The sequence below is a fragment of the Corynebacterium sp. LaCa_70 genome, from assembly GCF_058182015.1.
This window is the reverse complement of sequence record NZ_CP190914.1, coordinates 2,397,480-2,409,656: the sequence shown is the minus strand read 5'-3', so window position 1 is coordinate 2,409,656 and position 12,177 is coordinate 2,397,480. Positions and strand designations below refer to the sequence as shown.

14 protein-coding genes are annotated in these 12,177 nt (G+C 52.2%); 1 reads left to right on the top strand and 13 read right to left on the bottom strand.

Annotation, left to right across the window (positions count from 1 at the left end; translation table 11 throughout):
• Positions 1–11 precede the first annotated feature (11 nt).
• Positions 12–401 carry a fluoride efflux transporter FluC gene (locus ACP8MI_RS11005; protein ID WP_126844195.1) on the bottom strand — a complete coding sequence of 130 codons (390 nt, stop codon included), beginning with the start codon at positions 399–401 and terminating at the stop codon, positions 12–14.
• Complete coding sequence (locus tag ACP8MI_RS11000; RefSeq protein ID WP_126844193.1) at positions 398–862, bottom strand: CrcB family protein; 465 nt, start codon at positions 860–862, stop codon at positions 398–400. Before ACP8MI_RS11000 ends, ACP8MI_RS11005 begins: the two co-directional genes overlap by 4 nt.
• Before the next feature lie 69 nt (positions 863–931).
• Between ACP8MI_RS11000 and ACP8MI_RS10995 the strand changes: the two genes are divergently transcribed.
• Positions 932–1,573, top strand: a complete 642-nt coding sequence (locus tag ACP8MI_RS10995) for a methylated-DNA--[protein]-cysteine S-methyltransferase (RefSeq protein ID WP_455975311.1) — start codon at positions 932–934, stop codon at positions 1,571–1,573.
• Positions 1,574–1,652: 79 nt separating this feature from the next.
• On the opposite strand, the gene ACP8MI_RS10990 is transcribed toward ACP8MI_RS10995, so the two are convergent.
• From ACP8MI_RS10990 to ACP8MI_RS10940, 11 genes are all read right to left on the bottom strand, one after another.
• Positions 1,653–2,909 (bottom strand): MFS transporter, encoded by a 1,257-nt coding sequence (locus ACP8MI_RS10990; RefSeq protein WP_126844192.1) that lies wholly within the window; start codon positions 2,907–2,909, stop codon positions 1,653–1,655.
• A 24-nt stretch (positions 2,910–2,933) separates the two neighbouring features.
• On the bottom strand, positions 2,934–4,133 hold the full coding sequence (locus ACP8MI_RS10985; RefSeq protein WP_126844190.1) for a hypothetical protein: 1,200 nt from the start codon (positions 4,131–4,133) through the stop codon (positions 2,934–2,936).
• A 53-nt stretch (positions 4,134–4,186) separates the two neighbouring features.
• Positions 4,187–5,155 carry a ThiF family adenylyltransferase gene (locus tag ACP8MI_RS10980; RefSeq protein WP_018120616.1) on the bottom strand — a complete coding sequence of 323 codons (969 nt, stop codon included), beginning with the start codon at positions 5,153–5,155 and terminating at the stop codon, positions 4,187–4,189.
• 428 nt (positions 5,156–5,583) lie between these two features.
• Positions 5,584–5,943: an integrase core domain-containing protein gene (locus ACP8MI_RS10975; protein WP_081604940.1), complete on the bottom strand. Its 360-nt coding sequence runs from the start codon at positions 5,941–5,943 to the stop codon at positions 5,584–5,586.
• Complete coding sequence (locus tag ACP8MI_RS10970) at positions 5,937–6,059, bottom strand: hypothetical protein (protein ID WP_431604495.1); 123 nt, start codon at positions 6,057–6,059, stop codon at positions 5,937–5,939. The genes ACP8MI_RS10975 and ACP8MI_RS10970 overlap by 7 nt, the downstream gene beginning before the upstream one ends.
• A 46-nt stretch (positions 6,060–6,105) precedes the next feature.
• Positions 6,106–6,507, bottom strand: a complete 402-nt coding sequence (locus ACP8MI_RS10965; protein ID WP_126844186.1) for an IS3 family transposase — start codon at positions 6,505–6,507, stop codon at positions 6,106–6,108.
• Positions 6,488–6,838, bottom strand: coding sequence for a hypothetical protein (locus ACP8MI_RS10960; RefSeq protein WP_026167880.1), 351 nt, complete (start codon positions 6,836–6,838; stop codon positions 6,488–6,490). Before ACP8MI_RS10960 ends, ACP8MI_RS10965 begins: the two co-directional genes overlap by 20 nt.
• Positions 6,839–6,996: 158 nt before the next feature.
• Positions 6,997–8,022 carry a S1 family peptidase gene (locus ACP8MI_RS10955; protein WP_455975314.1) on the bottom strand — a complete coding sequence of 342 codons (1,026 nt, stop codon included), beginning with the start codon at positions 8,020–8,022 and terminating at the stop codon, positions 6,997–6,999.
• Positions 8,023–8,027: 5 nt separating this feature from the next.
• The gene (locus tag ACP8MI_RS10950) at positions 8,028–10,655 is read right to left on the bottom strand and encodes a fibronectin type III domain-containing protein (protein ID WP_455975316.1); all 2,628 of its coding nucleotides are present in this window, start codon (positions 10,653–10,655) and stop codon (positions 8,028–8,030) included.
• A gap of 38 nt (positions 10,656–10,693) precedes the next feature.
• Positions 10,694–10,966 carry a hypothetical protein gene (locus ACP8MI_RS10945; protein ID WP_455975318.1) on the bottom strand — a complete coding sequence of 91 codons (273 nt, stop codon included), beginning with the start codon at positions 10,964–10,966 and terminating at the stop codon, positions 10,694–10,696.
• A 164-nt stretch (positions 10,967–11,130) separates the two neighbouring features.
• On the bottom strand, positions 11,131–12,162 hold the full coding sequence (locus tag ACP8MI_RS10940; protein WP_284595077.1) for an LLM class flavin-dependent oxidoreductase: 1,032 nt from the start codon (positions 12,160–12,162) through the stop codon (positions 11,131–11,133).
• Between the last annotated feature and the right edge of the window lie 15 nt (positions 12,163–12,177).

Sequence of the window (12,177 nt, the reverse complement as noted above, 5' to 3'; positions counted from 1 at the left end):
GGTCTATCTTGTCAGACTGCCATGCCCAGTAACCATCCCAGCCAGACTGCGCCCAGCCCGCCGAGCACCGTGAACACGGTATAGAGGCTCAAGCGGATCCACGCCCGTTCGTAGGTCAGATTCCCAAGTTCGCGGGCCAGGGTTGCCAGGGTTGAAAGCGCACCGCAAAAACCTGTACCAAAAGCGATTTCCCAATACGGCAGGTGCACGAGTGCGCCCAGATCGACGCGCGCCAGCATAATCCCGAGTGCGAAACACGCCAGCATATTAGAACACGCGGTTCCGGTGTAGCGGCCGCGCAGCTTGCTTAACAAGCCGCGCACTAGTCCTCCGGCAAAGGCACCGGCGGCGACAGAAGCCGTCGACAAGAGTGCTTCGGTGAGGCTGATATCGAGGTTCATTTGCTCTCACCGTCCTTGCCGCCTGCAGCGCCTTCATAGTCTGCAGCGCCTTCAGCGGCACGGAAATCCGGGTGTACGCGCGGGTTCGTCTCCGGGTGCGCCCAGGGCCCATGGGTGAGCATAAAGTGCGTCATTTTCTCGCGCAGATCCAACACGTTGCGCAGCTGATCGCCACCGAGCCAGCAGATTGTGCAGGCAATGATAATCCCAGCGACGTAAAATACCTGGTGGCTGCCCAATTCTGTGAAGGCGAGCCCGACGAAGGCGGAATACGTCGAAAAGCCACCCAGCATGCCAGCACCGCCAAACGGGCCGGGTGCGAGATAGCCCATCAAAAAGCAGGCGATCATGTCCAGTACGGCGACGGGAAACAGCTCTTCACCGAAAATCGCGAGGGTGACGAACCGGACGAGCGCACCAATGGCGGCACCGATCCCGATCATCAAGGCCTCGCGAAACACACCGCCGATCCTACCGATGACGCCGCGCCGGGCGGAAATGCTGCCAGCAGATCGCCCTAGAATGGGTTTATGAACGATTCCCAATCGCAGATGCGGGATGCGCACAGTAACAATTCCCCTGCTGGAAAGACGCACGGCGGCGTGCAACACACGAGTTTTTCCGCGCCGGGTAAGAACCCGGTTGGTGAGGTAGTGCTGGTTGCTACTGCCGACGGGCTAGTCGGGGTGTATTTCAGCGGCGGCAAGCATGTGCCCGATATTGCGGAGTGCGGGCCACGGTGTGAACTGGAAAGCACAGCGGACGGTGGCGACAACAGCGATGAAAGCATCCGCTGGATACTGTGCCAGGCACGGGCAGAATTAAGCGAGTATTTCGTCGGCAAGCGTCAGGATTTCACGGTGCCTTTGGATTGGGCGCATGTGGCAGCTGAGTCCAGCGAATTTTCGGTGCAGGTGTGGCGGCTGCTGCAGGGGATTGCGTATGGTGCGACCACGACGTATGGTGCGTTGGCGCGTGAGATGGGCAATGTGGGGTTATCGCAGCGGGTTGGGCAGGTAGTGGGGCGGAATCCGTGGAGTGTGATTGTGCCGTGTCACCGGGTGCTCGGTGCTGATGGCAGCTTGACCGGTTATGCCGGTGGCTTGGACCGAAAGCGCTGGTTGTTGCAGCATGAAGAGCCGAGCGCGGCGGAGGCCGGCCGGTTGTTTTAAGGCTGCCACCCCGCATCATGGCATGGCTGGTACTGGAATCGGGGTGGGGCTGGGGTGAACGCCTCAGCAAAATTTATCATCAATTACCGGTTGGTGTAGGAGAAAGCTTGCGCAGCTGGGAGGAAGTAAACAGCCAGGAAACGGAAGCACCTATTCCAATAATACTGATCATGAGCACGCTGTGAATAGGAAGATAGAGCACTGCTAGCGTGGCAAGGGCTGCACCAATTGGGTCGACTCCCCAGGTAAGTAGTCGAATCGCAGCTGAGACACGGCCGAGGATAGCTTCAGGGACTAGTTGCTGCTTGAGTGTTTCGCTTGCTGCAATATTAACCAGGACAGCGCAGGCCCAGAGCCCGAGGGAAGCGCTCAGTACCAACATAGAAGCGAATTGATTAAGAAGGGGCAGGATAAGGATACCTGCCCCGGATAGTACTGGTAGCGCTAATGTCACAGACAGCAATACAACTGGGCGGATTTTCTTGATTGACCAGTCAGAGATAAAGACACCACATAAGCCAACAACCCCAGCGATACTTGCTGCTACGCCAATCTCGGCTGCAGACAGGTTTGCGTATCGTAGAGCAAATACAACATATAGGGCTTGTATAGCACTGGTGAATAGGTTGAAATGGGCTATGGCTAGGGTGATTGGTCTTTGTATGGGATCAGCGAGCAGGAAACGAATCCCTTCTCGAGCTCCCATGATTTGTGAGAAAACATGTTGATTCGATGAGTTGAGTTTAGGTTTTCTTTTAAATATGGGGCGCAGACTAAAAGGTCCGATGCTGGCTATTGCGTAGAAAACCATGAGTAAACAAAATAAAGTCGCTGATCCTGTATAGGACAGTAGTATTCCTGCTAATGAACCTGCGCCAATATCTGCTGCAGAGCGTAAGGCGGCAATCCAACTATTTGCTTTGCCTAAATGATGAGTATGGACAACTTGTGGGACGACAGCTGAAAATGCACTATCGTATAAGGCGGTCATTCCGCTGATTGCAAACCCTATGATGAGTAAATGCCATAACGCGAGTGCATCGGTGGCTGCGGCAAAAGCAGCGAAGCCACATATCATGGCACGTGTTAGGGATAAAGCGCCAAGGAGTTTGTCTTGGCGTCGTAGATCAGTAAGACTTGCCCCGAGGATTAAAAAGGTAAGTAAACCCAAACCGACGAAGGTATTGATTAGCCCAATTTGTGCATCAGTAGCTTGGAATGTAGAGACTGCTACTATGGGAAGTGCAAAAATAAGCATTTGAGCTGATAGCACTGATACACCTTCGCAAGCCCACAACCTCGAAAATGTTCTCGACCAAAGTTTATTTTCTGCCATATTGATTCCTTAGAGTCGAAGATTTTACTCAGTAATATTTGATAGTGGGAAGCGTCCACTAGGGCTTATTGGCATCATATACTTCGAGCGAAACCTGAGTTCCAAACGGCCGAGAACAATTTTACGTTCCTCTTCATCTATCTGGGTTTCAAGCTCTACTACATGTGCCAAATCTGCCTTTGGTTGCGCAATCAGGCTTGTTGCTAAGGCGTGTGTTCTAGACGGTGCCATTTGTTTACTAAGATAGCGTATTGAATTTGGAATCCTCCCCCATATCCCTGGAAACATTGGATACTCTAAACATAGTGTGTATCCATCAGATGTATCCACTTGCCCTTGGACCAAATCTAAATACCTAATCAATTTTTTAGACAACTTGAGGTCGCAAGCGTCAATAATCGTATCTGCCATTTCATTGTTTGGCGAATAGTTTGTATAGTACAAGGGCCTTTTCACATTACCTGTGTCCGCAAGATCACTAATACGGGAATTTTGATTGGTGAAATTTTCTTGTATTACACGAGAGTGAACGGAAGAAACTCCTGGTAAGCTTGTATCAGCATTCTTAATTATATTAAATATGTGCTTGTATTCATTTGGTGGAACGTTCACCCCAGCCTGTAATGTGTAAACAAACGGTGACTGGTTATGGTTAGGAGAAAAAGGCCCGGAATCGTCTTTACGAAAAAATTCCGTTGGAACCCCTATTCCCCAACCAATATCTAGGTGTCCTTTGTCGTATAAGCACCTACCTTCAGCTCTGTTTTTTGTATGTATAAGCTCAAAAGCACACGCATCTACATTTACAGGTTTCAATAATGCAGTGTGCTTATCAAGTCTCTCAAGTTGATATGGTCCAATGTGTTGTTTACATAGGCTATCTATCGCAAAACCTTGCCAGCACATAAATGTGTCTAAGTCTGCTATCGGAAGCCTTGTTTTAAGCACTAACTGCTGGTTAACTATTGCGATTTCATCTAATAATAAACTTACCCAGTTGCTTCTGGTTGCATTGCATATTTTAGCAATGTGTTTTGCAATGCAGCACAACCCGGTGTCGATGTCAATGTTGTTGGGCCAGTCCGGACCGGTAGAATAACACCAACGGTATCTGTCAATCCGCTTTCCATAAGTTAGCAGCGTTGGCACTAGATTTCCATCCAAATCCTCCATAATCAAAGGTAACTCTAACTGGGTGCTTAGGAAATAATCGTGGAATTCCACTAAGGGTAGTTTGAGATGGCTGGTTGCATCAACCTCTAATCGTAATCGGTTCTTCATAAGTAAATCTGTTCCGTTAGTGCAAAAGATGGGTAGCCTTGTCGCCGAGTGGAAACTAGCACCTTATCGTATTCAACCTCTTCGTATAGTCCGGTCAAGTGAAATAGCATTTGCTCTGCTAGAAGTGCTGACACATAAGCATTATTGGTCGATGAAGAGGCTTGAATGGGACTACGACCGGATATATCATTACGCACATCAAACGACTCTTTAGGTGACCAGGACGAAAATTGTCGGCTGTAGATAGGTGAAGCATATGTTTTATCGAATCCAGTAAAGGCGAAAGCGCAGTCTATTTTTGATTCCCAAAGCTCGTCTAATAGCATAAGAGGGGTGGTCAGTGTTGGCCCGTCGAAAGCCACAAGTACAAAATCAGTTTCGGTATTGAAAATAGAGTTTGGTTTTTGGCCTAAATAATCTGTTACATTTGTTTCTATATTTAGCTCAGGGAATGTGCTAATAAGGTTTCTCCGGGCACTGTCAACCTTAGAGGCTCCTATATCTTTATTATTGAATAATATTTGACGATTTAAGTTGCTTTCCTCAACAGAATCTCCATCGATAAAAGTAAACCGCTTTATCCCTCCACCAGCTAAAAGCCTGGCCACTACAGTGCCTATACCACCTAATCCGATTATAGTCACGTGCATATCACTAAGATTATGTAATTTCTCCTGCCTGCAGTCCAGAGTGGAAAAAGCAGACCAGTAGATGAACTGGCGTTCTGTTGCTGGACAACTATGTGTGAGCTTCCGTACAATAACTGAGTGTGACACTAGTAATTCAATTAAATTCTTGTCAAATTCGTTTAAATTCAGGCTTTTCTTAGTGAGTAATTCTCTAATTGGTTCAGCGCTTTCAGTTAACTCCAGTTTGAGTTGTTTACTCTCAGACTGTAGTTTCAGTTGCTTTCCGCTTGCCGATACTGTCCATCGTGGCGACAGTATATATTGAACTTCGGCCATTACATCCTTTCTAAAAGGGTGTCGACCGCCTGTAGTAGCCGACACCCAGCCTTAAGTATTGTTTACTGCTTTAGCAGCGGTGAACAAGAGCTTCAACTAGCTCAACATCCTTTTCTTCAATGTTGATAATCATGGACTACACCTCCTTGTTTAGCTTGACTGATGACCAGCATACATGATTTGTCTCACACTAGGTGGTGATTTGGTTTTAAGTCTCAGATTGAGTTGATTATTTCTTCTTATGTTCCTCTGGTCGGAGAGGATAAAACATGAATTGAGCTGTGTGCTTTGTCAAGTTGAGGTGATCCAAACGGGCTTGGATTTTTGGTCTATTTGGGCGGGGGTTGGGTCCAGATACGCGTGTGGGAGAGTTATTTTATGGGTGCGTAGCCTGGTCGGCAGCTGGTGAAGTGCCCCGGGTTTTGTTCCTAGGCATCTACCTTGTTTTCCATTATTTCCCGGGACCCATCTTGTTCCCAAAACGCGTCCTCAACCTCAACCGGGGTTCGGTACCCCAAGCTTTGATGGAGCCTAGTCTCGTTCCACCATGACACCCACTCGAATGTCGCGATTTCTACCTCGACAACATCATCCCACCTGCGGGTATGAATCAGCTCGTTCTTGTAGGAGCCGTTCACGTTTTCAGCTAGAGCATTGTCATACCAGTCACCAAAAGTCCCGGTGGAAGCGGCAATCCCGTGCTGGGCAAGTTGCTCGTTGTAGACCACGCTGACATACTGCGACCCGTGATCTTCAATGGTGCACCAAACCTGTCGTTTCTTCAGCACACACTATCGCCTGGTTGAGAGCTTGCAGCGGCAGTGCTTGAAGTGCGCATCGAGTCTGATAACGCCCAACCGACAATCCTTCGGGAGAACACATCGGTGACAAACGCGGTGTACACAAAACCTTTCTTCGTGCGCACGTAAGTAATATCGGCCACCCACAACTTATTTTAGGCCCTGACCTTTAAATTCACGCTCGACCAAATCCGGGCGCGTATCCACCGTCTTTGACCTACGAGTGGTCACCGGTGACCGGCCTTTGCCTTTGCCAGAAACACCAACCAAACGCATCAGCCGGGCGGTGTGCTCACGGCCGATATCAATTCCTTCACGGCGAAGAGCATGCCACATTTTTCGCACACCGTAGACACCGTAATTAGCTTGATGAACAGCACTAATGCGTTCAACCAGCACGCCATCGCGAAGGCGACGAGCACTAAGCCCACGAGCTTTGGATTGGCGATCACCACGCGAGGTAATGAAGCCACCTTCGCGATTGTTCTTCAACGTCGTGCAGATGAACTCGACTGTGAAACGATTCCGGTATTCATCGATGAACCGGATCATTTCCGACGTTTTGGGTCTGGTTCCGATGCGAAAAAGCTGAAGCAGCCGTCAACAGTTCGTTGGTATCTCGTAGCTTGTGGTTTTTACGTCGCAGCCTGGAGATTTCGGCTTGCATATCCTCTGGCATGCGTTCGACAACACGTCCTTCGCGTCGAACGGCTTGCGTCCATTGTTTTGCTGTGTGCCATGAAACCCCCAGCTTTGGGGCTACTGCCTGGCACGCGGATTGCATCGACATATTTTCCGCCAAGATGCGGTCTTCCACGAGACGGACCACTCGGTCCTTTGCATCCTGGTCAAATTTTCCTTGGCATGTTCCAGATTTTCCCATCTACTTAAACGGAACAAAACCCGGGGACGCTTCAGAGGAGGCCGGGTGGTTGTTTTAGTTGCCACCCGGCATCATGGCATGGCTGGTACTGGAATCGGGGTGGGGCTGGGAAGGATCTACCCCAATTCTAATGACAACCCGAAAGCTTCTGCGCTGAGTTAGAGCAGCCTGTAGCCGCCGTCGTTAAGGAATTGCGCAATCGGTTGAGCAACCTGATGGATAGCATCTTCTTTCAGGCCACCCGAGACGATACCCACCGGGAAGACGTTGCCGTTGTGGGTGGCAAAAACCGGTCCGCCGGAGTCGCCGGGCAGAGAAATCGCGTTGTAAATCAACTGCCCGTCAGCGCCGAGACCATAGTATGGCCCGCACGAAAGACCAGTTCGCGCGCCCATTCGGCACAGCCGTGGCTTGTGCTCTTCCGTCCAGTTGGTGTTCTGCACCGTAGCGGTGGTCATCTGCTGGTTTTTCCAAAACAGCTGCACCCGGGCATCAACCATCGCGGGATTCTCGATTTTGATCAGCCCTTTGTCGTAGCGCCCGATGTCGCCGTGGTTTTGAAACTCTGAATACGTCATCGTTCCCACCACGTGCTGCCTGCCCTCAGGATCTTCCATGCTGAAGACATCGCCTTCCCGGCCACAATGCCCGGCGGTCAGGATGAACTGTTCGCCATTCTTTTCGACGATCCATCCCACCGAACAATACGATCCCAGCCGGGTATTCGTGATGCGCGCACCTGGGGTGATCTTTCCGGGATTCTCGAGGAATTGAAAAGCTTCACCTTCGGCGTAGATCTTTTGCCCGCCGACCTCATGCCAATCGATGTTTTGCTCACGGCTGAAGATCGGAACCTTAGTGATCTTTTCGACAACCTTCGGTTGCTGTTCGGGCTGGGCAGGGTCTTGCACCGGCGGCATCTGCGGCAGTTTTGGCAGTGGCTGTGGAGCCGGATTTTTCGGCGCAGGTGCCGGCTGTGGTTGTGGTGCAGGCTTCGGCGCGGGAGCAGGACGGAAAGATTGCCACGGGGCATTGCTGGATCCAAAGCTAGATTGTGCAGCAGCGATACTCTCACCACCGAGGTGGAAAGTTCCGCTGAGCACCCCGGCGGCCAGGCAGGCCGTGAGTAGCAGGCGTCCGGCCCGCTTCTGACTGCGAGCAGGTGCCGCAGTTGGTGTGTGCATGTGCATTAGCGGCGCCCTCCGAAGAGGTTCTGGAAGAAGCGTTCCGCGTTGGTCAGGAATTCATTGACAACCGGGACGTTATGACGCAATCCCTGCAGCGCGGCACCGATGCCTGCGAATACCAAACCGATTCCGCCGATAGCAGCGATTGCGGTGAACCAATTGTTGGTCGACTTTTGGGTTGACGGGATGCTTGGTGTCGGCTCTGGTGTGGTTTCTGGTTTCGTCTCTGGCTGTGTTTCCGGGGTGTTGCTTGGTGGAGTCATCTCCGGAGCCAGGCCAGGGGTTTCGCCTGGTGCGCCTGGGTTGGTTGGTGCTTCTGGAACACCTGGAGCACCTGGAGCACCTGGAGTTCCCGGAGCCGCTGGAGCTACCGGCCCGTTGGTGACGACGAGATCCTGGGCTGTATCGAGATCACGGTTGGTTTGCGACAACGCATGCGCGGCCAGCGTGCCGATCACATACTGCTCATTCGGATCCAAAGCGTTGCCCGGAATGTTGATTGTCTTCACGAAGCTGCCGTTGTTCAGCTCGCGCATCTGCACCCATTCGGCGGCAACTGGACGGCCCACCGGCGCGGACTTGCCGACGTCCCACTGCGATTTCTTATACACCGCAACGTAGACACCCTGCGAGGCGCCTTCGCCGACGAACCCCGCACCGCGGACAGTAATGTCACCACCCGTGGCAGCATTTACCGTCGTTGTAGAAACATCCAGAGTCGGAGTGGCAACTGCCCCGTCTTTGACCTTGAGCAAAACGCCGTAGTCATATTCGTGGTTGCCGTGCTTGTCGACGCTTACCACGAAGTATTTTTTCTTCGGGTTCAGCGTATTAGCTGGAATTTCCAGGTTCTGCGAGAACTTACCATTGGCGACCTTAGCCGTCGTAGAAGCCAGAGCTTTCTTCGCGGTGTCGGAGTTGAAGATTCCGTTTTCAGGAATGTCGGCGTCTTCCAGGACATAGAGATTCATCTCTTTGCCGTTCAAGTAGCCGGTGCCGTTGACGGTGATCGTGTTTGCTTTCCGGCTATCCAGCGGCGTTTCTGGGAACAGGGTCAGGTCAGGGTCGATGCCTTGTTCTGGTGTTTCCGACAGGAAGATTCCGGAATATGCAGACCACTCGGTTTCGCCGTTTTCCGTGATGAACTTGATCTGACCGCGGTAGCGCTGACCTTTCTTCAGTCCGGTGAACTCAGCGTACCCATTAGCCATTTCGCTTGGGGCGATGTACGCGTCGCTTTCCTGGTTGCCTTTGTCGTCGACAGGAACCAGGCGAGCTTCAACTTTCTTGATGTCCTCGTAGCCAGCTAGCGAGTAGAACAAACCGGCCTTGGAATAGTCCTTCGCCGATGCCGGGCTGATGCGCGGAGCATCAGGGGTTTTCAGTGTGGAATTTGCCGGCTTTTCTGGCTTCGATGGTTTGGACGGCTTGGATGGTTTTGCAGGCTTGGAAGGAGCAGGATCGGCTGGTTTTGGTGCTGGTACCACTGGTTTCGCAGCTGGTGGCTGCGGAGCGTCAGGGTCGACGACGGTGACGGAATCGCTGAATTTTTCTTCAGTCCACTCTGGTGTACCGAATTCATCGCGGTTCAGGTTGGCTTTCACACCTACGCGGTACGTACCCGGTTGTACATTTGGGAATTCCGCCGAAGAAGCTTGGGGGCCACGTTCCAGGTGGTTGACATACGTGTTTTGGTCGTTCTCCTCTCGGTACAGCGTGATGCGGATACTAGAACCGCGTTTGTCATTTTCTGCCAGCTTCCACTTAGCGTGAACCATTTGATCTTTAACGCTTGCTTCAACTGCCGCCAAGGATTGTGAAGCTAACTTGATTGGCTTTGCGAGGTCCAAACGGCGATCAATCGGTAGCTGGTTGCCACCAGCTAGGGTTCCAACCTGGTAGGAATCACCGTGCGCAAGAGTGATTTCACCTGGATTAATCTGAATCTTCTTGGTGAAGGTGCCATTGACAATCTCTTCGGGCTTGATGTGTACCGAGACGCCCTTTTTCTCGATGTCGCGCGGTAATTCTCCTGGTGTCCACTTAGAAGCAGCCCAAAATACGAGGTAGACACCTTCTTGTGCAGCCGGACCGGTGTAACCTTTACCGGATACCGTGAATTCGCCACCTTTGGCAAGATCAATTGTGTCGGTATCAATCGTGAACTCAGGGGTGGGATCGTCCGAGACAGCAAGGGGCTCGCTTGTCTCAGATGGACGTGAGTTTCCAGTTGCGCTTTGCGCTTCTACGGTGGCGGTGTATTGAACACCTGGTTTCAGATTTGGGAATTCAGCGAAGTTGTCGGGATACGTGCTCGTGCCCGTAACTTTTTGTTCGAGAGGGCCAGAACCATCATTAGGCTGCAATTTCACAACGTAGGTGTGAATCCGGGTGCTGCCTGTAGAGCGGCGGTCCCATTCGACGCGTGCCGTCTTGCCTTTCTTGAGCTGTAGGTATGGCTTGTGTGGTGCTTCAGGAACCTGTGGCTTGTCAGTGGTTGTCAGGATCCGTGATTGACTGAACTGGGAATTTTCGACACCCCGCACCGCAAACACGCGGACCACATAATCACCAGGTGCTACATTTGCGAACTGATAATGTGTTGCGTTGCCAGCAACGAATTGATCCACAACGGGCTTGCTAGTGACAGGTTTTCCGTTCTGCACTTTCAAAAGTTGCACTTGGTGATAGCTCGTCTGAAATTCTGCGGCGCAAGTTCCCATTGTGCTGTGATGAGCTGCCCTTCGGCGAGCACGCCGGTCAGCTTCGGACCTTCTGCGCGAGAAGTATCTTGATCTTCGGTCGAGGCTTGTGGCGCCTGAGCAGTCGGTGGAGCAGTGAAATCTTGTGCATGGGCAGGAGCCAAAGCACCTGCGCCGATAGAGAGCGTGGTCAAACCTGCCACCGTTACCTGCATCCAGAGGCGCCGATTATTTTTCACAGTAAGAGCAATCCTTTCAAGGAAGTGGAAATAGAGTGAAACTCTATTGAAAATCAGTTAAAGGTTAGCCTTGGTTTGTAAACTTAAGCCAGGCCAACCTTGGTGATATTCAGCACTGCGTTTGAAAGGTTGATGTGTACTATGCGAAAAATCGGCGCCAAGAACTAACGGTTCGCCGGCTCCCAGCCCAAAGCAGGGGCCACATGCTCGGCGAAATTCTGCAGAAGCCGCAAGTTCAGATCCACACCCAGCTGGTTCGGGATCGTCAGCATCAAAGTATCCGCCTCCATCACGGCGGCGTCGTCTTTGAGCTGTTCGATCAATTGCTCCGGCTCGCCGGCATAAGTGCGGCCAAACGTGGACTCATAACCATCAATAATGCCGATTTGATCATTCCCGCCACTCATGCCAAATAACGCACGATCCCGGTCGCTGACAATCGGGAACACGCTGCGGCTCACCGACGTCCGCGGCGCCCAATCATGCCCAGCCTGCCGCCACGCCTCGTGAAAAGCCTGCAACTGCGCCGCCTGCAAATCACCAAAAGCTTCACCAGTGGCCTCCGTCAGCAACGTGGAACTCATCAGGTTCACACCCTGCTCAGCGGCCCACTCGGCAGTTTTCTTCGTTCCAGCACCCCACCAGATATTGCGCTGTAAACCAGGCGAATGCGGCATCACTGGTAGCGGAGTACCTGGCTGGTAAATCGGTGGATACGGATCCTGTGCAGACTTGACGACGGCCTCACCACGCACACCCTGCATAAACTTCGCGAATTTCTCCCGGGCAAGATCTGCCCCGCGCGGATCGTCGGAGCCGGTGTAGCCGAAAGCCTCCCAACCGCGGTGCGCAGGCTCCGGTGATCCCCGTGAAACTCCCAACGCGACCCGGCCGTCGGCAAGCAAATCCAGTGCGGCGGCCTCTTCTGCCAAGTACAACGGGTTTTCGTAGCGCATATCGATCACGCCGGTGCCGACCTCAATGTGCTTTGTGCGCGCGGCAATCGCAGAAAGCAACGGCATCGGCGCCGCCCCCTGTGGGGCAAAATGGTGCACGCGGAAATACGCGCCATTCACGCCAATCTTGTCTGCCTCCACGGCAAGCTCTAGCCCCTGCTTGAGGGTCTGCTGGGCGTTAGGCCCACGCTGGCCGGGGAACTTGTAATGGCCGAAGCTGAGGAATCCGAATTTTTTCATGTCACCCAGTGTAGT